Annotated in this window: 20 protein-coding genes; 11 read left to right on the top strand and 9 right to left on the bottom strand. The window is 71.5% G+C overall.

Going from position 1 to position 22,420, the window contains the following annotated elements; genetic code table 11:
- Positions 1-322: 322 nt before the first annotated feature.
- From ACWC24_RS20420 to ACWC24_RS20400, 5 genes are all read left to right on the top strand, one after another.
- Positions 323-1,462, top strand: a complete 1,140-nt coding sequence (locus ACWC24_RS20420; RefSeq protein ID WP_450664257.1) for a sensor histidine kinase — start codon at positions 323-325, stop codon at positions 1,460-1,462.
- Positions 1,463-1,592: 130 nt separating this feature from the next.
- Entirely contained in the window at positions 1,593-2,963 is a 1,371-nt protein-coding gene (locus tag ACWC24_RS20415; protein ID WP_450664231.1) for a sensor histidine kinase, read from the top strand.
- A 240-nt stretch (positions 2,964-3,203) separates the two neighbouring features.
- A complete protein-coding gene (locus ACWC24_RS20410; RefSeq protein ID WP_450664256.1) occupies positions 3,204-3,863 on the top strand; it encodes a LuxR C-terminal-related transcriptional regulator in 660 nt (219 codons plus the stop codon).
- A gap of 432 nt (positions 3,864-4,295) precedes the next feature.
- A complete protein-coding gene (locus tag ACWC24_RS20405) occupies positions 4,296-6,224 on the top strand; it encodes a 2-oxoacid:acceptor oxidoreductase subunit alpha (RefSeq protein WP_450664230.1) in 1,929 nt (642 codons plus the stop codon).
- A complete protein-coding gene (locus tag ACWC24_RS20400; protein WP_450664229.1) occupies positions 6,217-7,296 on the top strand; it encodes a 2-oxoacid:ferredoxin oxidoreductase subunit beta in 1,080 nt (359 codons plus the stop codon). The genes ACWC24_RS20405 and ACWC24_RS20400 overlap by 8 nt, the downstream gene beginning before the upstream one ends.
- A gap of 142 nt (positions 7,297-7,438) precedes the next feature.
- Here the strand turns inward: ACWC24_RS20400 and ACWC24_RS20395 are convergent, their stop codons facing one another.
- On the bottom strand, positions 7,439-7,858 hold the full coding sequence (locus ACWC24_RS20395) for a winged helix-turn-helix transcriptional regulator (RefSeq protein ID WP_450664228.1): 420 nt from the start codon (positions 7,856-7,858) through the stop codon (positions 7,439-7,441).
- 90 nt (positions 7,859-7,948) lie between these two features.
- Here ACWC24_RS20395 and ACWC24_RS20390 point away from each other — a divergent pair, with 90 nt between their 5' ends.
- The 3 genes from ACWC24_RS20390 (at position 7,949) to ACWC24_RS20380 (ending at position 10,606) form a co-directional block, all read left to right on the top strand.
- Positions 7,949-8,803 carry an NAD(P)H-binding protein gene (locus tag ACWC24_RS20390; protein WP_450664227.1) on the top strand — a complete coding sequence of 285 codons (855 nt, stop codon included), beginning with the start codon at positions 7,949-7,951 and terminating at the stop codon, positions 8,801-8,803.
- A 134-nt stretch (positions 8,804-8,937) separates the two neighbouring features.
- Positions 8,938-10,008: an EamA family transporter RarD gene (rarD, locus tag ACWC24_RS20385; protein ID WP_450664226.1), complete on the top strand. Its 1,071-nt coding sequence runs from the start codon at positions 8,938-8,940 to the stop codon at positions 10,006-10,008.
- Positions 10,009-10,135: 127 nt separating this feature from the next.
- Positions 10,136-10,606 carry a VOC family protein gene (locus tag ACWC24_RS20380; RefSeq protein ID WP_450664225.1) on the top strand — a complete coding sequence of 157 codons (471 nt, stop codon included), beginning with the start codon at positions 10,136-10,138 and terminating at the stop codon, positions 10,604-10,606.
- Positions 10,607-10,838: 232 nt separating this feature from the next.
- On the opposite strand, the gene ACWC24_RS20375 is transcribed toward ACWC24_RS20380, so the two are convergent.
- Entirely contained in the window at positions 10,839-12,308 is a 1,470-nt protein-coding gene (locus tag ACWC24_RS20375; protein WP_450664224.1) for a tetratricopeptide repeat protein, read from the bottom strand.
- Positions 12,309-12,597: 289 nt separating this feature from the next.
- Here ACWC24_RS20375 and ACWC24_RS20370 point away from each other — a divergent pair, with 289 nt between their 5' ends.
- Positions 12,598-13,152: a DUF6668 family protein gene (locus ACWC24_RS20370; RefSeq protein WP_450664223.1), complete on the top strand. Its 555-nt coding sequence runs from the start codon at positions 12,598-12,600 to the stop codon at positions 13,150-13,152.
- Between the two features lie 72 nt (positions 13,153-13,224).
- Positions 13,225-13,839 carry a flavodoxin family protein gene (locus tag ACWC24_RS20365; RefSeq protein ID WP_450664222.1) on the top strand — a complete coding sequence of 205 codons (615 nt, stop codon included), beginning with the start codon at positions 13,225-13,227 and terminating at the stop codon, positions 13,837-13,839.
- Between the two features lie 16 nt (positions 13,840-13,855).
- Here the strand turns inward: ACWC24_RS20365 and ACWC24_RS20360 are convergent, their stop codons facing one another.
- From ACWC24_RS20360 to ACWC24_RS20345, 4 genes are all read right to left on the bottom strand, one after another.
- Positions 13,856-14,752, bottom strand: a complete 897-nt coding sequence (locus tag ACWC24_RS20360) for an ABC transporter permease (RefSeq protein ID WP_450664221.1) — start codon at positions 14,750-14,752, stop codon at positions 13,856-13,858.
- On the bottom strand, positions 14,739-15,731 hold the full coding sequence (locus ACWC24_RS20355; protein ID WP_450664220.1) for an ABC transporter ATP-binding protein: 993 nt from the start codon (positions 15,729-15,731) through the stop codon (positions 14,739-14,741). Before ACWC24_RS20355 ends, ACWC24_RS20360 begins: the two co-directional genes overlap by 14 nt.
- A 27-nt stretch (positions 15,732-15,758) precedes the next feature.
- On the bottom strand, positions 15,759-17,090 hold the full coding sequence (locus ACWC24_RS20350) for a LolA family protein (RefSeq protein ID WP_450664219.1): 1,332 nt from the start codon (positions 17,088-17,090) through the stop codon (positions 15,759-15,761).
- 346 nt (positions 17,091-17,436) lie between these two features.
- Entirely contained in the window at positions 17,437-18,447 is a 1,011-nt protein-coding gene (locus tag ACWC24_RS20345) for a polyprenyl synthetase family protein (RefSeq protein WP_450664218.1), read from the bottom strand.
- 794 nt (positions 18,448-19,241) lie between these two features.
- Here ACWC24_RS20345 and ACWC24_RS20340 point away from each other — a divergent pair.
- Complete coding sequence (locus tag ACWC24_RS20340) at positions 19,242-19,712, top strand: transglycosylase SLT domain-containing protein (RefSeq protein ID WP_450664217.1); 471 nt, start codon at positions 19,242-19,244, stop codon at positions 19,710-19,712.
- Between the two features lie 19 nt (positions 19,713-19,731).
- Here the strand turns inward: ACWC24_RS20340 and ACWC24_RS20335 are convergent, their stop codons facing one another.
- From ACWC24_RS20335 to ACWC24_RS20325, 3 genes are all read right to left on the bottom strand, one after another.
- Positions 19,732-20,547: an HAD family hydrolase gene (locus ACWC24_RS20335; RefSeq protein WP_450664216.1), complete on the bottom strand. Its 816-nt coding sequence runs from the start codon at positions 20,545-20,547 to the stop codon at positions 19,732-19,734.
- 44 nt (positions 20,548-20,591) lie between these two features.
- Positions 20,592-21,053, bottom strand: coding sequence for a carboxymuconolactone decarboxylase family protein (locus ACWC24_RS20330; RefSeq protein WP_450664215.1), 462 nt, complete (start codon positions 21,051-21,053; stop codon positions 20,592-20,594).
- Between the two features lie 126 nt (positions 21,054-21,179).
- Positions 21,180-22,394 carry an FAD-dependent oxidoreductase gene (locus ACWC24_RS20325; protein ID WP_450664214.1) on the bottom strand — a complete coding sequence of 405 codons (1,215 nt, stop codon included), beginning with the start codon at positions 22,392-22,394 and terminating at the stop codon, positions 21,180-21,182.
- Positions 22,395-22,420: the final 26 nt, after the last annotated feature.

Here is a 22,420-nt window from a genome sequence, read left to right as displayed (position 1 = left end):
GTAAGCAGCCCGTCACGCCTTGAGATCCCACGGCGGGGCCGCCGGTGGGGCCGGAGGTGGGGCCGAGGGTGGGGTTTTCCCCCGTCGATCGCGGTGGCCGACCTCATGGCGTCGCGGCGCCGCGCCGGGCACCCTGGCCGGTATGACCCCAGCCATGCCTTCCGACGGCGGAGACGTCGCCGGAGACACCCATCACGTCCACGGCCCCCGCAACGCCCGGGACACGCGAGACCTCCGAGGCCCTCAGGGCACCCGTGCCACCCTGAGCGCGCAGCTCACCGACCGCGACGACGGCGGCGACGACCGCCTGCCTCCGGCCCGCATGGCCTTCGCCCCGCAGACGTGGAAGGAGATCGCGCATCTCCTGGCGAACCTCCCGATGGCACTGCTCGGCTTCGTCTACGTGACCACGGCGCTGCTCGTCAGCAGCGTGCTCACCTTCACCGTGGTCGGGCTGCCGCTGCTGGCGCTGGGCCTGATGGGGTCGCGGCTGCTGGGCCGGTTCGAGCGGGGCCGGGCGCGGATGCTGCTCGGGATACGGATCGACGAGCCGAGCCCGCTGCCGCTGAAGCGGACGGAGGGGTTCTTCCAGCGGATCTGGATGATGGTGAAGGATCCGGTGGGCTGGCGGGCGGCGCTGTACGACGTCATCCGGCTGCCCTGGGGCATCCTCACCTTCACCATCACGCTGACCTCGCTCTTCGTGCTGTGGCCTGTGCTGCCCTTCCTGGCGCGCGGGCTCGCCAACGCGGACCGCGCGATGGCGCGCGCGCTGCTGTCGCCCTCCGACGAGCTGGAGCGGCGCATCGCCGAGCTGGAGTCCGACCGCGGGGTCGTGGTCGACACGGCCGCGGCCGACCTGCGGCGCATCGAACGCGATCTGCACGACGGGGCGCAGGCCCGGCTGGTCAATCTGGCGATGGGGCTCGGCCTGGCCAAGGAGAAGCTGCTGGAGGGCCGGGCCGACGAACACGTGGCGGCGATGGTGGAGGAGGCGCACGGCGAGGTGAAGCTGGCGCTCCAGGAACTGCGCGACCTCGCCCGGGGCATCCACCCGGCCGTCCTCACCGACCGCGGACTCGACGCCGCGCTGTCGTCGGTCGCCTCGCGCTGCACGGTGCCGGTGAAGGTGACGGCCGAGCTGCCGTCGAGACCCGCCGCGGCCATCGAGGGCATCGCCTACTTCACCGTCTCGGAGCTGCTCCAGAACGTCAGCAAGCACAGCGGGGCGAAGTCGGCGTCGGTCGAGGTGTGGCGGGTGGACGACCGGCTGCTCATCCAGGTCGCGGACGACGGCGGCGGTGGCGCGCGGCTCGACGGCGGCAGCGGTATGCGGGGCCTGGCCGAGCGCCTCGGCGCGGTCGACGGGCTGTTCGTCGTCGACTCGCCGCCGGGCGGTCCGACGACGGTGACCGCGGAGCTGCCCTGGCGGGAGCGCGCGGAGGACTCCCCGCAGAGGTGAGCCGGGCCCGCGGGGGTGGGGAAAACCCCCCGCCCAAGACGCCGACGGCCTCCATGTCGCGCTGACCTGCGATCGAGCAGGGTTGGAGATACGGGAGCAGGCCCGCCGACGAGCAGAACGGACGACACCGATGGCCAGCGAGTACGGACCGCGCTACGGGCAGGAGTACGGGATGTCCTACGGGCAGGAGCACCGGCAGGGCCACGGCGGCGGCGAGCGGCACCACCGGCTGCCGGCCGTGCTGCGGGCCCCGTTCGAGGCGCGCGCCTGGCGCGAGTTCGGGTACGTCCTGCTGAGCCTGCCGATCAGCGTTCTGCTGTTCACGTACGCCGTCACGATGGTCTCGCTCGGCGCGGGGCTGCTGGTGACCTTCCTCGGCATCCCGGTGCTGGCGGCGGGGCTGGCCGGCTGCCGGGGCTTCGGGGCGCTGGAGCGGGCGCGGGCGCGCGGCCTGCTCGGCCTGGAGGTGGCCGAACCCGAGCCGCTGCGCATGCGTACGCGGGGCGCGTGGGCGTGGATGGGCGCGGTCCTGAAGAGCGGCGCGTCGTGGCGGCAGCTGCTGTACGCGGTGCTGCACTTCCCATGGGCGGTGTTCTCGTTCTGCGTCGCGGTGACCTTCTGGGTGTACGGCTGGGCGACGCTGACGTATCCGCTGTGGTTCTGGGTCTTCCCGATGTACGGCGGTCAGGACGGGCTCCAGCTGTACGGCGACGAGCACCACCGGGTCTACCTCGACAACCCGTTCGAGATCACCGTGACCGCCCTGGTCGGCCTGCTGTTCACGCTGGCCACGCCGTGGATCGTACGGGCGCTGACGCAGGTGGACCGGCTGATGGTGCACGGGCTGCTGGGGCCGTCGCGGCTGGCGTCCCGGGTGGTGGAGCTGGAGTCGGACCGGGGTGTCGTCGTCGACACGGCCGCCGCCGACCTGCGGCGCATCGAACGGGACCTGCACGACGGGGCGCAGGCGCGGCTGGTGGCGCTGGCCATGGATCTCGGGCTGGCGAAGGAGAAGCTGACCGAGGACCCGCAGGCGGCGGCACGGATGGTGGACGACGCGCACGGCGAGGTGAAGACGGCGCTCCAGGAGCTGCGCGACCTCGCCCGGGGCATCCACCCGGCCGTCCTCACCGACCGCGGACTCGACGCCGCGCTGTCGTCGGTCGCCTCGCGCTGCACGGTGCCGGTGCGGGTGCACGTGGACCTGACGGAGCGGCCGGCGCAGGCGATCGAGGGGATCGCCTACTTCACGGTCTCCGAGCTGCTCCAGAACATCAGCAAGCACGCGCGGGCCACGAGCGCGACGGTGGACGTGTGGCAGGCGGAGGACCGGCTGATGCTCCAGGTCCTCGACGACGGGGTCGGTGGCGCGGACGCGTCCGCGGGCTCCGGGCTGGCGGGGCTGGCCGGGCGGCTCGACGCGGTGGACGGGCTGCTGGTGGTGGACTCGCCGCCCGGGGGGCCGACCCTGGTGACGGCGGAACTGCCCTGGCGGGGCTGACCCGCCCCGGGGCAGGCCATCGTCACGACCCCACAGACTCCGGCTGGCCCCCGTACGCCCCCGGCGGCCGAAAGTCGGCATGCCGTGCGCGTTTTCCCGCCGCCTGCGCCACGGTCGGATCCGATTGCTGGAATGCTGGACGTATACGTACGGGCAGGTACCCGGTGGGGGTACGGCGAACCGTGCGGAAGCCGTCGGGCGACACCGGGCTGTGGGGGGCCGAAGATCGTGGAGGACAGGGTGCGGGTGGTCATCGCCGAGGATTCGGTGCTGCTGCGGGAGGGGCTGACCCGGTTGCTGACCGACCGCGGGCACGACGTCGTCGCCGGGGTCGGCGACGCGCAGGCCCTGGTGAAGACCATCACGGAGCTGGACGCCGAGGGCGCGCTGCCGGACGTCGTGGTGGCCGATGTGCGGATGCCGCCGACGCACACCGACGAAGGGGTACGGGCCGCCGTACAGCTGCGCAAGTCGCACCCCGGGCTGGGGGTGCTGGTGCTGTCGCAGTACGTGGAGGAGCGTTACGCCACCGAACTGCTGGCCGGTTCCAGCCGCGGTGTGGGCTATCTGCTCAAGGACCGGGTGGCCGAGGTGCGCGAGTTCGTGGACGCGGTGGTGCGCGTGGCCCAGGGGGGTACGGCGCTCGACCCCGAGGTGGTCGCGCAGCTCCTCGGGCGCAGCCGCAAGCAGGACGTACTCACCGGGCTCACCCCACGGGAGCGGGAGGTCCTCGGGCTGATGGCGGAGGGACGGACGAACTCCGCGATCGCCCGGCAGCTGGTGGTGAGCGACGGGGCGGTGGAGAAGCACGTCAGCAACATCTTCCTGAAGCTCGGGCTGTCCCCGAGCGACGGGGACCACCGCCGCGTACTCGCGGTGCTCACCTATCTGAACTCGTGACGTATCCGAACCCGTGACGTACTGACACTGCGGCCGGCACCTGTTTCAGTCGAACGGCCGCATGAACCACCACACGTACGGAAATGCACCACACGCACCACGCACCACGCACACCACACATGCCGAGCGCATCACACGCACCGAGCGAACCGTTGCACCACCGAACCACCGAATATTCGAAGCACCGAATCGTCGAAGCACCGAAACAGACAACGATCGCAGAACGTCCTCAAGGCAAGCGCCGGGGTCGGGTGAACCGTGTCGAGCCGGGCCGTCGAGGAGGCTGTCACCTCCGGGCGCGCGAGCGCCCCGAAGCGGTGACCGTCGCCCGGATGACCCGGGGAAGGCGCCCCTTGCGGACGTAGGGTTGATTTCGGGAGGGCCTTCGCAAAGGCCACTCCCGGCCAGCCGCCTCGAGGGAGGTCCAGTTCAGTGACCAGCAAGGTCAGCAGCGCAGCGGAACAGGCCGACGGAGCCGTCGTAGGAGAGCAGCGCAGACCGGGCGGGGCGAAGGACGTACAACGCCTCGACCGGGTGATCATCAGGTTCGCGGGGGACTCCGGTGACGGCATGCAGCTCACCGGTGACCGCTTCACCTCCGAGACCGCGTCGTTCGGGAACGACCTGTCGACGCTGCCGAACTTCCCTGCCGAGATCCGGGCCCCCGCCGGCACCCTGCCCGGTGTCTCCTCCTTCCAGCTGCACTTCGCCGACCACGACATCCTCACTCCGGGGGACGCGCCCAACGTCCTGGTCGCGATGAACCCGGCGGCGCTGAAGGCGAACATCGGGGACGTGCCGCGTGGCGCGGAGATCATCGTCAACACGGACGAATTCACCAAGCGGGCGATGCAGAAGGTGGGGTACGAGGCCTCACCGCTGGAGGACGGATCGCTCGACGGCTACCAGCTCCATCCGGTGCCGCTGACGACACTGACCGTCGAGGCCCTGAAGGATTTCGACCTCAGTCGCAAGGAAGCCGAGCGCAGCAAGAACATGTTCGCGCTCGGCCTCTTGTCGTGGATGTACCACCGGCCGACCGAGGGCACCGAGAAGTTCCTGACGTCGAAGTTCGCGAAGAGGCCCGACATCGCGGCGGCCAACATCGCCGCGTTCCGCGCGGGCTGGAACTTCGGCGAGACGACCGAGGACTTCGCGGTCTCCTACGAGGTCGCCCCGGCGGCCAAGGCGTTCCCCACCGGCACCTACCGCAACATCTCGGGGAACCTGGCGCTGTCCTACGGGCTCGTCGCCGCGTCCCGCCAGGCGGACCTGCCGCTGTTCCTGGGCTCGTACCCGATCACCCCGGCCTCGGACATCCTGCACGAGCTGAGCCGACACAAGAACTTCGGCGTACGGACCTTCCAGGCCGAGGACGAGATCGCGGGCATCGGGGCGGCGCTCGGGGCGGCCTTCGGCGGCTCCCTCGCGGTCACCACGACGTCCGGTCCCGGCGTGGCGCTCAAGAGCGAGACGATCGGTCTCGCGGTCTCCCTCGAACTTCCGCTGCTGGTGATCGACATCCAGCGCGGCGGCCCCTCCACCGGTCTGCCGACCAAGACCGAACAGGCCGACCTGCTCCAGGCCATGCACGGCCGCAACGGCGAGGCCCCGGTCCCGGTGGTCGCGCCGCGCACCCCGGCCGACTGCTTCGACGCCGCGCTGGAGGCGGCCGGGATGGCGCTGACGTACCGCACCCCCGTCTTCCTGCTCTCCGACGGCTATCTCGCCAACGGCTCCGAGCCCTGGCGGATCCCCGAACTCGACGAGCTGCCCGACCTGCGGGTGCAGTTCGCCCAGGGCCCCAACCACACCCTGGACGACGGCACCGAGGTCTTCTGGCCGTACAAGCGCGACCCGCAGACCCTCGCCCGCCCCTGGGCGATCCCGGGCACGCCGGGCCTGGAGCACCGGATCGGCGGCATCGAGAAGCAGGACGGCACCGGCAACATCTCCTACGACCCCGCCAACCACGACTTCATGGTCCGCACCCGGCAGGCCAAGGTCGACGGCATCGACGTCCCCGACCTCGAGGTCGACGACCCGCACGGCGCGAGCACGCTGGTGCTGGGCTGGGGATCGACGTACGGCCCGATCACGGCGGCGGTCCGCCGGCTGCGCGCGGCCGGCGAGTCGGTCGCCCAGGCGCACCTGCGTCACCTCAACCCCTTCCCGAGCAACCTCGGCACGGTGCTCAGACACTACGAGAAGGTGGTGATCCCCGAGATGAACCTCGGGCAGCTCACCACGCTCGTGCGGGCGAAGTACCTGGTCGACGCCCATTCGTACAACCAGGTCAACGGCATGCCGTTCAAGGCGGAGCAGCTCGCCACGGCGCTCAAGGAGGCCATCGATGGCTGAGACGTCCACGGAAGGCACGGGCACGATCGAGGCACTCTCGCTCGTCCCCAAGGCCGAGGCCAGGCAGTCCATGAGGGACTTCAAGTCCGATCAGGAAGTGCGCTGGTGCCCCGGCTGCGGTGACTACGCGATCCTGGCCGCCGTGCAGGGCTTCATGCCCGAGCTCGGTCTGGCCAAGGAGAACATCGTCTTCGTCTCGGGCATCGGTTGCTCGTCGCGCTTCCCGTACTACATGAACACGTACGGCATGCACTCCATCCACGGCCGCGCGCCCGCGATCGCGACGGGACTCGCCTCCAGCAGGCGCGACCTGAGCGTGTGGGTGGTCACGGGTGACGGCGACGCGCTGTCGATCGGCGGCAACCACCTGATCCACGCGCTGCGCCGCAACGTCAACCTCAAGATCCTGCTCTTCAACAACCGGATCTACGGCCTGACGAAGGGCCAGTACAGCCCGACGTCGGAGGTCGGCAAGATCACCAAGTCGACGCCGATGGGCTCCCTGGACGCCCCCTTCAACCCGGTGTCCCTGGCGCTGGGCGCGGAGGCGTCGTTCGTGGCCCGCACGATCGACTCCGACCGCAAGCACCTGACGGAGGTGCTGCGGCAGGCCGCCGCACACCCCGGCACGGCGCTGGTGGAGATCTACCAGAACTGCAACATCTTCAACGACGGCGCCTTCGAGGCCCTGAAGGACCGGCAGTCGTCCCAGGAGGCGCTGATCCGCCTCGAACACGGGCAGCCGATCCGCTTCGGCGCGGACGGTTCGCGCGGTGTCGTGCGCGACCAGCACACCGGCGATCTGCGGGTGGTCACCGTGACCCCGGAGAACGAGGCACAGATCCTGGTCCACGACGCCCACTGCGCGTCCCCGACCACCGCCTTCGCCCTCTCCCGGCTGGCCGACCCGGACACACTGCACCACACCCCGATCGGGGTGCTGCGCTCGGTGGAGCGGCCGGTCTACGACACGCAGATGGCCGACCAGCTCGACACGGCGATCGAGCAGAACGGCAAGGGGGACCTGGCGGCGCTGCTCGCGGGCGGCGACACCTGGACCGTCGTCGGCTGACCGGATCCGAGGTTCCCGACCGGGCCCGGGCCTCTCGGTCCGGGCCTCGTCGTGAGCGCGGCGCGAACCTTCAGGCCCGGCCTGGTCGCAGGCGCGGCGTGAACCTTCAGGCCCGGCCTGGTCGCAGGCGCGGCGTGAACCTTCAGGCCCGGGCCTCGTCGTAGGCGCGGCGCGCCTGCTCCACGTCGTCCATCCGCCGATGGGTCCACATCGCCAGCGAGCGGACCTGCTCCGCGGCCTCGCGCCCCAGCTCGGTCAGGGAGTAGTCGACGCGCGGCGGAATGACCGGCTTGGCGTCCCGGTGCACCAGGCCGTCGCGCTCCAGGGTCTGCAAGGTCTGCGTCAGCATCTTCTCGCTGACCCGGCCGATCGCCCGGCGCAGCTCGCTGAAGCGGTACGGGCGGTCCAGCAGCTCGATCAGGACGAGCACACCCCAGCGGCTGGTGACGTGCTCCAGGACCAGCCGGTAGGGGCACATGTCCTCGGTGACGGTGTACTTGCCGCTCCCCGGGGCGCCCGGCGTGCCTGTCGCGCCCACTGCGTTCACTGCACTTACTGCCATGTCTGTACCTTACTTCAAAGTGGGTACTTTCGCAGAGTTAGCGCTCCTTCTAGGGTTGACGACATCGCACCCCACAAGGAGATCCAGATCATGAGCATCGTCGTCACCGGAGCCACCGGACACCTCGGCCGCCACGTCGTGGAGCAGTTGCTGGAGAAGGTTCCGGCCGAACAGATCACCGCCGTCGTGCGCGACGAGGCGAAGGGCGCCGACCTCGCCGCCCGCGGCGTACGGCTCGCGGTCGCCGACTACAACGCCCCCGAGACCTTCGACGGCCTCTTCGCGGCCGGCGACAAGGTGCTGCTGATCTCCGGCAACGAGTTCGACAAGGGCCGGGTGCGGCAGCACCAGGTCGTCATCGACGCGGCCGCCGCGGCCGGTGTCGCCCTGCTCGCCTACACCAGCGCCCCCGGCAGCCTGACCGCGGCACTCGCCGACGACCACCGCGCCACCGAGGAGGTGCTGCTCGCCTCCGGCCTGCCGTACGTCCTGCTGCGCAACGGCTGGTACCACGAGAACTACACCGAGAACCTGGCCCCGGTGCTGGCGCACTCCGCCGTCGTCCAGGCGGCCGGCGAGGGCCGGCTGACCTCCGCGTCGCGCGCCGACTACGCGGCGGCCGCCGTCGCCGTGCTGACCGGCGAGGGCCACGAGAACACGACGTACGAGCTGGGCGGCGACGAGCCCTGGGGCTTCGCCGAGTACGCGGCGGAGCTGAGCCGGCAGACCGGCAAGGAGATCGGCTACACCCCCGTCTCCGTCGAGGCCTTCAGCGAGATCCTGGCCGGCGCCGGGCTCCCCGGGCCGTTCGTCGCGATCCTGGCCGGGGTGGACGCGTCCATCGAGAAGGGCGAGCTGGCCGTCACCTCCGGCGACCTCTCCCGGCTGATCGGCCGTCCGACCACCCCGCTGGCCGAGGCCGTCGCCGCCGCGCTCAAGGGCTGACCGCGACACCGCGCCCCCGACCGCTCCTCCGCCCCCGTCATGACCGTATGGCGATACGGGCATGACAGGCGGAGGCGGTCGGCGTTACCTTCTGCGTACACGCGCTCGCGTGTACGAGCGAGAAGGAGCGACCGGTGGCCGAACAATCGAGGGGCGAGCAGCGGACAGGTCTGCTGAACGGCTTCGCGGCCTACGGGATGTGGGGTCTCGTCCCGCTCTTCTGGCCCCTGCTGAAGCCCGCCGCCCCGGCGGAGATACTCGCCCACCGGATGGCCTGGTCCCTGGTCTTCGTCGCCGTCGCACTGGTCTTCGTACGGCGCTGGGCCTGGGCGGGCGAGCTGCTGCGGCAGCCGCGCAGGCTGGCGCTGGTCGTCCTGGCCGCCGCGGTCATCACCGTGAACTGGGGCATCTACATCTGGGCCGTGAACAGCGGGCACGTGGTCGAGGCCTCGCTCGGCTACTTCATCAACCCGCTGGTCACCATCGCGATGGGCGTGCTGCTGCTGAAGGAGCGGCTGCGGCCCGTGCAGTGGGCGGCCGTCGGCATCGGCGCCGCCGCCGTCCTGGTCCTCACCGTCGGCTACGGCCGTCCGCCCTGGATCTCCCTCACTCTCGCCTTCTCCTTCGCCACCTACGGGCTGATGAAGAAGAAGGTCAACCTCGGCGGTTTCGAGTCGCTGGCCGCCGAGACCGCGATCCAGTTCCTGCCCGCGCTCGGCTATCTGCTGTGGCTGTCGGCGCACGGCGGGTCCACCTTCACGAGCGAGGGCGCGGGGCACTCCGCCCTGCTCGCCTCGACCGGCATCGTCACCGCGCTGCCCCTCGTGTGCTTCGGCGCGGCCGCGATCCGGGTGCCCCTGTCCACGCTGGGCCTGCTCCAGTACATGGCCCCGGTCTTCCAGTTCCTGCTCGGCGTCCTGTACTTCGGCGAGGCCATGCCGCCCGAGCGCTGGGCCGGTTTCGCGCTGGTCTGGCTGGCCCTGGCCCTGCTCACCTGGAACGCGCTGCGCACCGCGCGCCGCACCGCGCGGCTCAGGGCCGGGATCCCGGCGCAGACGGCGGCCGGAGCGGCCGTCGTCGTGGCAGGTTCCGGAACCGTCACCGAAGCCGCAGCCGGAGGCGGAGTCGCCGCCGAAGCCGGGGCCGAGGCAGGGACCGGTGTGCGCGGAGCTGCCGCCTCCAGTTCCGCGCCTGTGGACGCCTGAGCGGAGGACCCCTCGGCGATCGGACTGTCATCCGGCGCCCGCGAGCCGTCCACCCGGACGGCTCGCGGGCGCCGCGCTCGTGGAGGCACCGGGCGCCCGGCCGCGGGTGCCGTTATAAGTGGTAACCATGACGCAGACGACCGATCCCGCCCCGCTGCACTGGAAACTCGTCATCGACGCCGTCGATCCGCACACCCAGGCCGACTTCTGGTCCGGCGCGCTGCACTACACGGTCGAGGACAACAGCGCCCTCGTCGAACGGCTGCTGGAGGCCGGCGCCCTGCCGGGCGCGGCCACCGTCGAGTTCCACGGCCGTCCCGCCTTCCGGGACCTGATCGCCGTACGCCATCCCGACGACCCGTACGACGAGGACAGCGGGACCGGGCACGGGCGGCGACTGCTGTTCCAGCGCGTCCCCGAGTCCAAGTCCGGCAAGAACCGGCTGCACCTGGATCTGCACCCGGGCCGGGACCGGCGGGCGGAGGAGGTCGAACGGCTGCTGAAGCTGGGGGCGAGTGTGGTGCGCGAGGTCGACGAGCCGGGCGGCAGCTGGGTGGTCATGGCGGACCCGGAGGGCAACGAGTTCTGCGTGCAGTGACACCGGCACGCCTCCCGTCACGACGGGAGGCGTGCCCGTCGTGACGGGCCCGGGCTTCGTGGCGGGCGGTCGTCCGCCCAAAGGGTGCTGCACAACGGCGTGAGCGCTGAATTTCCGCCATGATCCGGCCTGCCGGACTCGTCGTCTGGTCCGGTTTCCCGCCGACTGGCAGCGCACATCGATCTTGCTTGCGAGCTGCTGCCCGATCTTCCGGACCGTTGTGCAACACCCTTCAGCGGGCGTCGGGGTTGCGGGCCGCCCGTTCGGCGAGGCGGTTCATCCGGGTGCGGGCGGACTCCAGCGGACCGAGGTCCTCGGCGGCGGGCCCGTCCTCGAACGTGAGCTCGGTCCACAGCCCGAGGAGCTCCTGCCCCAACTGCAGGCCCTGTACGGGCTCACGCACCGCGCGCCAGGCCGCGGCCGCGCTCTGGACGTTGCCGTAGGCGGCCTCCGCGTCCCCGGCGCGGCGATGCACCCGGGACAGGTCGAGGGAGAGGTGGAAGGCGCGCAGCGGGTCGCCCGCGAGGTAGGCGATGTACGCCGTGAGCTCGAGCAGTCGGAGCACCTCGGGGTGTTCCGGTCCGAGCGTTCCCGACGCCTCGGCCACGGTCCGCTCGGCCAGCGCCGCCGCCACATCGATCTGCCCCGCCTTCACGGCCCCGCTGATCCGCGCGATCGGCTCGGCGAGGAGAGCGGGGGCGTCGGTGTCCGCGGAGCCGGCCTGCGGCTCGTCCCCGAGTACGGCCTCGGCGACCGCGTCGAAACCCCGCGCGGGGGTCGGTTTGGGGTCGGGGTCGAGGACGGCGTAGGGGTCGAGGTGCGGTTCCGGCGTGCCGCCGCGGGGCGCCCCGAAAGCGGATGCGGGGGCGGGGGCGGGGCTCGGGGGTTCGGCGGCGGGCGGGAGGGCCGCGGGTGCGGGCGCCGGCAAGGGGGTCAGCGGCCCGGAGACGGGCGAGGGACCCTGCGCGGGTGCGGGGGCCGGGGGGCCGTCCATGGCGGGCGGCGGGCCGAACTCGCCCCTCGGGGCCACGGCCGTGCCGTAGGGCGTCTCCGGAGACGGCTCCGACACCACGCGCAGGCGGAAGGTGGGGGCCGGGTCGTCCAGTCCCTGCGGCGACTGCGGGTGCGGGCGGGGCTGCGGGTGCTCCGACTGCGGCGGGCCTGCCTGCGGCGGACCTGCCTGCGGTGCGCGGTCCGGAAGCGCGCGCAGCAGATGGGTCGGCTGCTCCTGACGGACCGGCACGGCGTCCTCCGGCTGCCAGGCCGGAGCCGCCGGGGCCGCCGGGGCCGCCGGGGCCGCCGGGGCGGCCGGAAGCGCGGAAGCAGGGGCCGGCACGGGGGCCGCGGCGGGCGCGGGGGCGTCCTTCGGCGGCGCGGTCCGGGCGGGCTCCCCCGCGAAGTGGCTGGCGCCGTCCAGATCCACTCGAAGGGGGACGACGTAACCGATGCGATCGTCCTGGACCATGGCGACGACCGGATGTCCAGTGGCGAGGGCGATGCGGTGGAGATGACTCAGCACGGCGTGCTGGACCTCCTCGCCGGGCGCCGGGAGAACCGGCACGCCACCGATCGACGCACCGCCCAGGCCCGGTCCGGACACCGGAACCCGGACGTCCAGGGGCGCCACCACGGGCGACGCCGGGTCCGCGGAGCGCGCGGAGCGCTTCTCTTCGCGCTTCTTCTCGCGGCTGAGTCGAGACATCGCTTCCCTCACTCGGATGCGTCGGGGAGTCGGCGGTCGGCGCGGGCCGGTGCCGTGGGTTCCGCAGCTTCCATGGTGCTCCTTCCCGACGCCGGGCCACCGCTCCCCCGGCGGCAGAATCCGGTCGTGCACATACTGTCGAGTCTCTCCGCCCACTTACGGTGCACGCGTCACCACGACGTCACAGACTCGTCCCAGCACTTTGCCCGCGGTGCCGGACGCGTCACGGGCGGAGCCACGACGACCGAGACCGACGAGCGACCGGGACCGACGAGCGAGGAGTACGGGAATGCCGAACGGCGGCGCACGGCAGGGGCCGGAGATCTGGATCCGGGGTCCGGTGAGCCCGCCGGAGGGGAACGTGCAGGACTCGCGGAGCGCGCGGGACCCACAGGAGGGGTACGGGCCCGCACACGTCCACGGCACCCACCGGCGCTTCTCCTGGGTGGCCACGCACGGCGGCGCGGGCACCTCCACGCTCGCCGCCGTCTACGGCGGCCGGGACTGCGGGCGCGACTGGCCCGGGCCGGACGATCCGTCGTCCGTCCTGCTGGTCGCCCGGACCCATGCGGCGGGGCTGGACGCCGTACTGCGCACCCTGGAGGTCTTCCGGCTCGGGGAGGCTCCCGTGGGGCTCGACCTGGACTCCGTCGTGCTCGTCGCGGACGCGCCGGGCCGGCTGCCGCGGCCCCTCGCCCAGCGGGTCGCGCGCATCGAGTCGGCCGTCGACGTGCACCGGGTGCCCTGGGTGTCCGCCTGGCGCGTCGGCGACCTGGGCGGGGAGCCGCCGCGGGAGACCCGGACACTGATCCGACTGACGGAGTACAGTTGCACGTGCATGTAATGCAGGCGCATTCATTGCGCGCATGCACTTGTCGTCAGTCACTTGTCGTCAGCCGACTCTCCTGGGGGAGCAATGGGCCGCCGTTTCCTGTTCGTACTGGGCAGCAGCCGCACCGAGGGCAACACCGAACTGCTGGCCCGCCGGGCCGCCGAACAACTGCCCGCGGACGTGGAGCAGGAGTGGATCAGCCTCCTCGAACGGCCGCTGCCGGAGTTCGAGGACCGGCGGTACTCCGGCGGCCGCCCCCGTCCCGACGCCGACGCCGCCCCGGCCGACGCGGGGACCCCGGACAACGCGGCGGCGCTGCTGGACGCCACGCTCGCCGCGACGGACATCGTGATCGCCTCGCCGCTGTACTGGTACACGGTGTCCGGCCCCACCAAGCGCTACCTGGACCACTGGACGGGCTGGCTGCGCACCCCCGGCATCGACTTCCGGGCGACCCTGGCCGGACGCACCCTCTGGGGTGTCACCGCGCTCGCGGACCACGAGCCGGCCGTCGCCGACCCGCTGATCGGCACGCTCAACAACACGGCCGCGTACCTGAAGATGCGGTTCGGCGGGGTCCTGCTCGGCAACGGCAGCGACCGCGGCGACGTCCTGAAGGACACGGCGGCGCTGACCCGCGCGAAGACGTTCTTCGCGCACGGGGCGCCCCCCGCCCGCTTCCCGTTCGAGGGCGCGTGACCTGCGCCCCGGTGAGCTAGGTGCTGATGTCCTTCGTCGTGAAGCGGGCCCACGCGGCGGTGCCGAACACCGCCGCGTACAGCCCCTGGAGGCCGAGGTTCCTCACCAGGTCGTCCCAGTAGACCGGTTCACGCATCAGGTCGGCGAAGGACAGCCAGTAGTGCGAGAACAGGTACGGCTGGATCGCGTGCAGCTGCGGGATCTGGTCGAGGATCTGGACGGTGATCAGCAGGCCCACGGTCGTCGCCATGGCCGCGATGCCGCTGCCGGTCAGGGTCGAGACGAACAGGCCGAGCGCCGCGACCCCGACCAGTGAGGCGGCGACGGCCAAGGCGATCAGCGCCGCCCGGCCCAGGCCCTCGGCGAACGTGATCCGGGTGCCGGAGATCGTCGTCAGGTCACCGAGCGGGAAGAGCAGCGCCCCGACCACCATCGCCGAGGTGGCGACGACGAGCGTGGCCACCAGGCAGAAGGCGATCGTGGTCGCGTACTTGGTGAGCAGCAGGCGGGTGCGGCCGGCGGGCGCCACCAGCAGGTAGCGGAGCGTCCCGGCGTTGGCCTCGCCCGCGATCGCGTCGCCCGCGACGACCCCGATCGCCATCGGCAGGAAGAACGGCAGCGTCGCGGCCAGCGCCGTGAACACCAGGAACAGCCCGTTGTTGGTGATCTGCGAGATGAACGCCGGCCCGCCGCCGCCTCCGCGGCCGGCCGGGGACCCGTCGCCGGTCTCGATCCTGACCGCGATCCCGACCAGGACCGGCACCGCCGCCAGCACACCCAGCAGGGCGAGCGTGCGCCAGCGCCGGAAGGTGGTCACCAGTTCGCTGCCCAGCAGGCCGAAGGTCCACAACGGGCCGGGCCTGCGGGGGACGTCCACCGCTCCGGCCGGGACGGCCGCCTCAACCCGCGACATCGAACCCCTCCCCCGTCAGGGCCACGAACGCGTCCTCCAGCGAGGCCCGCTCGACCCCGAAGCCACGTACCCGGACACCGGCGGTCACCAGTGCCGCGTTCACCTCGGCGAGATCCCTCTCCGGCGGTTCGCCGGTCACCCGGTCCTCGGCCACGACGATGTCGCCGACGCCCTGCTCCTTCAGCACCCGGGCCGCGTCGCCCGGGTCGGGCGTGGTCACCACCAGTCGGCCGCGCGCCCCCGCGGCCAGGTCGGAGACCGCCCCCTGGGTGACGAGGCGCCCCTGCGCCATCACCGCGGCATGGGTGCATACCTGCTCGATCTCGTCGAGCAGGTGCGAGGAGAGGAAGACGGTCGTGCCGTCGGAGGCCAGTTCCCGCACCAGGGTCCGGATCTCCCGCATGCCCTGCGGGTCGAGACCGTTGGTCGGCTCGTCCAGGACGAGCAGCCGGCGCGGCTGGAGGAGCGCCGCCGCCAGACCGAGCCGCTGTTTCATGCCGAGGGAGTACGCCCTCGCCTTCTTGCCCGCCGCGGCCGACAGGCCCACCCGGTCCAGCGCCTGCGCGACACGGGTACGCCGGGTGCGCGGGTCGGCCGTCGGGTCGGCGGCGTCGTACCTGGTCAGGTTGTCGCGACCGGAGAGGAAGCCGTAGAGGGCGGGGCCCTCGATGAGCGCGCCGACCTGCGGCAGCACGACGCGCGAGGCGCTGGGCATGGGCCGGCCCAGCACCCGCGCCGTGCCCGAGGTGGGCGCGATCAGCCCCATCAGCATGCGGATGGTGGTGGTCTTGCCTGAGCCGTTCGGGCCGAGGAAGCCGAAGACGCTGCCCGCCGGGACGGTCAGGTCGAGACCGTCCACGGCGAGCTGTCCGCCGCGGTAGCGCTTGGTCAGGCCGCGGGTGTCGATGACCACGGCACCGGCATGCGCGTCGGCATCCGCGTCCCGTGGCGGCGGTTGCGTGGCGGACGGCTCGTCCATCGGCTCCCTCGTTTCGTCGTACCCGCCTCAGTGGCCGGCGTCGGCCGCCTTGACCAGCGCGCCCTTGGTGACAGCGCCGACGTAGACCTTGCCGTCGTCCGTGATCAGGGCGTTCACCAGACGGGTGGAGAAGACCGTGCCCGAACCGAACTTGCCGGTGACCTTGTCGCCGAGCGAGCCGAGGAAGCCGCCGAGGTCGCCGGCCGCACCGGCGGCGCCGTCGGCGGAACCGGTGGGCAGACCGCCCTTGCTGCCGGAGTCGAAGGTGGCGATGGAGGTCCAGCCCTCGCCGATGACCTTGGTCTCACCGGGACCGTCGGAGCCCGTGAGACCCGAGAGGCCCGGGAAGCCTTCGAGGCCCTGCGCGCCCTTGTCGCCCTTGGCTCCCTTGTCGCCGTTGTCGCCCTTCGCGCTGTCGTCGCGGGACTTCCCGCTCTCCCGGCCCTGTCCGTGGTCGTCGCCCTCGGTGACCTTGGCCCCCTTGGGCGGGGTGAAGTCGAAGGTCGACGCGGCGGGCTCGGCGAAGCTGATCCGGGTGAAGCCCGCGTCCACGACCGCCGCACCGCCACCGGCCGGGGTCAGCGTGAACTTCAGCGGCAGGCCGGTCTTCGCGTCCACGGCCACGCTGATCGCGCCGACCGTGCTGCCGGACTGCTTGGGCTTGACGAGCAGCTTGTACGCGTCCCGCCCGGCGACCTGCATGGTGCCGTCGACGGTCACGGACGTGGTGTCGTCGACCGACTTCAAGGCCTCCTCGGTGAGGCCCTTGGGGGTGGCCGGGACCGGCTCCTCACGGCTGTCGCCCTTGGCCGCGCTGTCGTCCGCGGTCGAGTGGTAGACCTCGTTGGACTTGCTGTCGTAGCCCCAGACGTCCTTGCCGTCGTGGATGACGCTGTACTCGGCGGCGCTCTCCAGCAGTGAGAGCTTCTGCCGGTCCGGGCCGTCGGTCGCGACCCGCAGGGTGTGCGTACCGGAGGCGAGCTCGGTCAGCTTGGCGGACGGGTCCGCGCTCGACCCGTCGCCGGCGGAGCCCGTGGCGCCCGAAAGCAGGCCGCTCTCCAGCCCGCCGAGATCGGGGAGCCCCAGGTCAGTGGTGATCTTCACCGTGCCGGACAGCTGCTCCACGTCCGACTGGGCGATCCTGTCGATGAGTTGCTGCGCGGTGATCTTCGGAAGGTCGGGGTCCCCGGAGGAGGCGAGCGCCGGGACGAGCCCGATGGTCGCCGCGGCCACCCCCACCACCGCGACCGGAACGACGTACCGAGCGGCCGTACGACGCCCGGAGCGCAGGTCGTCGGCCTCCCCGGCGGTCGTGCCGGTCGCACCGGTCGTGCTGTCGTCGGATTCGTACGGTGCCATGTGTGCCCTACCTCCGTGGTCGGCGGCGGCTGTCCGTCTCGGCGCGTCCTCGCACTCGTGGTCCCACCCTGAGCCGCCATTCTCACCCGAATCGGTGAGGAGTGGTGTTTTCCGTTGTGTCCATCTCACCAAATCGGGGCTGTCGAAGCGTCAGACCGCGGGATCAACTCCGCGTACTGCTGGGGTATGACACGAAGAGGCGGTGCCGCGCCCGACCCGTAGGGGTCGCGCCCGACACCGCAATCCGAACTACTCCAAATAACTCGGAACAACTCGTAACAACTCGGAATAACTCCGAACGACTCCGGACAACAGGGACCGAACGACAGGGCCGGCCCGGCGGGGCCTAGCCGGCCCGGTGCACCACGGCGTCGCACAGCTCCACCAGCGCCCGCTTCGCGTCGCACTCCCGCAGGGGCGCCAGCGCGGCGCGCGCGTCCTGCGCGTACCGCACGGTGTCCTTGCGCGCCTGCTCCAGCGCGGGGTGTCCGCGCAGTGCCGCCAGCGCCTCCGTCAGCTTCGCGTCGTCACTCAGGTCGGAGTCCAGCAGCTCGCACAGAGCGATGTCCTCCGCCAGCCCCAGCCGTGCGGCCCGCTCCCGCAGCCGCAGCACCGGGAGCGTGGGGATGCCCTCCCGCAGGTCCGTGCCGGGGGTCTTGCCCGACTCGCGGGAGTCCGACGCGATGTCCAGCACGTCGTCGGCGAGCTGGAAGGCGACTCCCAGCCGCTCCCCGTACTGCGTCAGCACGTCCACGACCGTCTCGTCCGCCCCGGACATCATCGCCCCGAACCGGCACGACACCGCCACCAGCGATCCGGTCTTGCCCCCCAGTACGTCCAGGTAGTGCTCGACCGGGTCCCGCCCGTCCTGCGGCCCCGCCGTCTCCAGGATCTGCCCGGTCACGAGCCGCTCGAACGCCTCCGCCTGCACCCGCACCGCCTCGGGCCCGAGGTCGGCCAGGATGTGCGACGCCCGCGCGAACAGGAAGTCACCGGTGAGGACCGCGACGGCGTTGCCCCAGCGGGTGTTCGCGCTGTCCACCCCGCGCCGCACCTCGGCCTCGTCCATGACGTCGTCGTGGTACAGCGTGGCGAGGTGCGTCAGTTCCACGACCACCGCCGACGGCACGATCCCCGGCGCGTACCGGTCCCCGAACTGCGCCGCGAGCATCACGAGCAGTGGCCGGAAACGCTTCCCGCCCGCCCGCACCAGATGCTGCGCGGCCTCCGTGATGAAGGGGACCTCGCTCTTGGTGGCCTCGAGCAAGCCTTCCTCGACAGCCGCCAATCCGGCCTGGACATCGGCTTCCAGAGCCTGGTCCCGCACGCTCAGCCCGAACGGCCCGACGACGGTCACGAGGGGTCTCCTGTCTGCTGGTGTCCACTGGCGCTTGCGCGGTTTGTCGATAGGTCGCTGCCACCACCTCAAGTCAGCGTATCCGGTCACGTTTCGATCACCGATAGCCCCCACGGTTACCGGCCAGACGGTACCGGCTCATGCCCGAGATGTTGCCGAATGGGCGACAAGGCAGACATTCACCCCTTTTCTACGCACATGGCCACGCCCGTCGACACACCGCGGAAGCCGACCGGAAGCACCCGACCGACCCCACGCCCCCGCCGCGCGATCCGACGACACCCCGTCAGACATAACCAGAATGCTACTTCTTTACCTCTATGTCCGATTCGCTGACATTAATCACGGAATTCCGCTTGGCGGTAAATGCGATCGACTGCGTAAACAGTGAATTGGCTCACTCTGGCCCACAAATAGGTGCACCCACCATCCACCCCCGCCACCCTTCCGCGGCAAGCGAGTTGAGCCTTGGCGATCGCAAAGGATCAAGTGCCCCAAATGCATCAGACCAAGGTCAAATAGGGCGAGGTGTGAACCAGTCGCTTGTTTCGGACATGTGCTCTCGCATACGTTCCCGGCGAGTCGGGCGGACGCCTAATCCTGCCGCCGCCCTTCAACACCACCGACGAACACACTCGTACGGCAGGAGCGGGGGAACCAGGTAAGCCGCCGGACCGGGCATCGCGCCCGGAACGGCTCGGGGTTGAACCGTGTCGCCGCAGGGCGACGCGGACGGGCACCTCCCGGCCCGAACCCGACAGCTCACCTCGCAGGCACCGGAGAGGAAACACGCCATGCACGCTGCCGGCAAGAGCCGTCGCGCCCGATTCGTCCGCACCCTCGCCGTCGCCGGTACCGGCGCCGCCGTGCTCGCCCTGCCGCTCCTCGGCGCCACCAGCGCCTCCGCGGCCACCACCGCGTCCGTGACCGCGGCCCCGAAGTACACCAACAACCTCGACGGCTGGATCCGGCAGTCGCTCTCGGTCATGGCCCAGCACCACATCCCGGGCAGCTACAACGCGATCCACCGCAACGTGATGCGGGAGTCCTCCGGCAACCCGCGCGCCATCAACCTCTGGGACTCCAACGCGGCCAAGGGCATACCGTCCAAGGGCCTGCTCCAGGTCATCGACCCGACCTTCGCCGCCTACCACGTCGGCGGCACGTCGTTCGACATCTACGACCCGGTCGCGAACATCACGGCCGCCTGCAACTACGCCGCCAAGCGCTACGGCTCGATCGACAACGTGTTCGGCGCCTACTGACCGGCCCCGCCCGGGACGGTCAGATCTCTCCGGGAAAGAGTCTTTCGAGGACGACGGCGATGCCGTCGTCCTCGTTCGACAAGGTGATCTCGTCGGCCACGGACTTGAGTTCGGGATGGGCGTTGGCCATCGCCACGCCGTGGGCGGCCCAGTCGAACATGGGGATGTCGTTGGGCATGTCACCGAAGGCCAGGGCGTGTTCGGCGCGCAGGCCGAGATGCTCGGCGGCCAGCGCCAGGCCGGTCGCCTTGGTGATGCCGCACGGCTGGAGCTCGACGGTCCCCGGCCCCGACATGGTGACCGTCGCCAGCGAGCCCACCACCGAACGGGCCGTCGCCGCCAACTCGTCGTCGGACAGGGTGGGATGGCGCAGCAGGACCTTGCTGATGGGCTCGCACCACAGATCGTCGCGCCGCCCGACCCGTAGCGCGGGCAGGGTCGGGTGCGGCATGAGATAGCCCGGCTCGATGAGCGTGAGGCCGTCGACCCCGTCCTGGTCGACGGCCGCGTACACCTGCCCCACCTCGGCCTCGATCTTGCCGAGGGCCGTCTCGGCCAGCTCCCGGTCGAGGGTGACCGACCACAGCAGCCGGTCCGCGCCGGCGTCGTACAACTGCGCGCCCTGTCCGCACACCGCGAGCCCGGCGCAGCCGATGTCGTCGAGCAGCGGCCGCACTCTCGGCGCCGGGCGGCCCGTCACCACGAGGTGCCGGGCACCGGCCCGGGTCACCCGCGCGAGTGCGGCCAGGGTCCGGTCGGAGAGCGTGTCGTCGCCGCGCAGCAACGAGCCGTCCAGATCGGTGGCGACGAGTGAGAACGCGAGGGGAGCGGCCATGATCAGAGAATACGGACCCCGCGCCCTCGCGACTCACCCGCGTTTCAGCCCCAAGTGACGCCCGCGGGCTCCTTGGTTGTGGTGTTGATGCGGTTGAACATGTTGGTGAGCGCGATGGTGAGAATCAGCGCGGACAGCTCCTTCTCGTCGAAGTGGTCGGCCACCTCGTCCCACAGCGCGTCCGGCACCGACTCCTCGGACCGGTCGGCGAGCCGGGTGACCTTCTCCGTCAGTTGCAGGGCGGCACGCTCGGCGTCGGTGAACCAGGGCGCCTCGCGCCAGGCGGAGACGGAGGCGATGCGTTCCTCGCTCGCGCCGGCCTTGCGCAGATTCACGGTGTGCCCGTGCACACAGGCGCTGCAACCGTTGACCTGGCTGGCGCGCAGCCCCACGATCTCCGACAGTTCCTGGGACAGACCGCTCTCCCCGATCGCCTGCGTCAGGGAGCCGATCCCCTTCAACGCTCCCGCGAGGACGTACGCCGGGTTCTTCATCCGTGCCTGCATGGTGGTGCCTCCTGGGCGTCTTCCGTGTCGGTACGCGGTGACGTGTCGCCGTCACCGCGCTTCACCGCACTGACGGAACGCAGGCGCGCGATGTGACAGACCGGCGGAACTTTTTTCGTCCCCGGCTCAGCCGTGGGCCGCCGTCAGGTGCTTCGCCAGCCGCGGGGAGGCGAACTCGGTGCCGCACACGAACCGCATGACCGGGCCGTACGAGGCCGCCGCCGGCAGGCCGGTGAAGTACAGCCCCGGTACGGACGACACATAGCCCGCGCCCAGCTCGGGAGTGCCTCGGCTGACCACGAGCTCGGCACGCAGCCGGTGGCCCAGGAAGTCCATCGCCGCCATGTCCACCCGGTAGCCGGTCGCCGCTATGACGTGGTCGGCGGACAGCCGGTGGGTGCCGCCCGAGTGCGGGGCGACGGTCAGCGTCGCCCGGCCGTCCGCCGTGCTCGCCTCGACGATCCGCTCGACCTCGGTGACCTGCACCTTTCCCTCGAAGCGGTCGCGCAGCCACCAGGCGCCGAGCGGACCGAGCACGCGCCGGACCAGATAGTGGCGGGCCCGGTCCGGCAGGTACCGGTAGGGGTGCGGGTAGTAGCTGAGCGCCCACAGCGACCAGGCGCGGCCGAAGGGGGACTCGGGGCGCAGCCGCGGCTGCTTCCACGGCGGTGCGCCGAAGGCCACCCGGCCATGGCCGCGCGAGACCACGCGCACCCGCGCGCCCGCCTCCGCCGCCAGCGCCGCCGTCTCCAGCGCGGACTGGCCCGCGCCGACCACGACGAGTTCCTTGCCGGAGAAGCGGCCGAGGTCGTGGTGCTGGGAGCTGTGGGAGACCGGGCCGGTGGGCGAGGGCCCGTCCGCCCCGGCGACGGTCAGCTCGGGCGGCAGGTGGGACAGTCCGGCCAGGCCCGTGGCCACGACGACGGCGCGGGCGACGAACGACTCCCCCGAGTCCAGCTTCAGTTCGAAGCCCGAGCCTCGGGGTTCCCCGGCCCTGCGGTCGACGGAGACCACCCGCACCCGCTCCAGTCGGGGCACCAGCCGCTGCTGGAACCACTCGCCGTAGGCGATGAAGGTCTCGGCGGGGATGATGTCCTCGTCCGTCACGAGCCGGCGTATGCCGGCCGCGTCGCAGTAGTCGCCGAGCGTGTGACCGGTCTGCGGCGCGTCGATGCTGGAGGCCGCGGGCGTCGATTTCAGCAGCATGCCCGCGGGCATGTGGTCGCGCCAGCTGACCATGGGATCGCCGAAGACGCGGACGGGGACACCGCGCGCCCGCAGATGGGCGGCGGTCGAAAGGCCGAAAGGTCCGGCTCCGATGACTGCTACGGGTCGGCTCACGAAGTCCCTCCCCAGGACGTCACTTC

It is taken from the genome of Streptomyces sp. NPDC001443, assembly GCF_053597355.1.
This window is presented reverse-complemented; position numbering and strand designations above follow the sequence as displayed.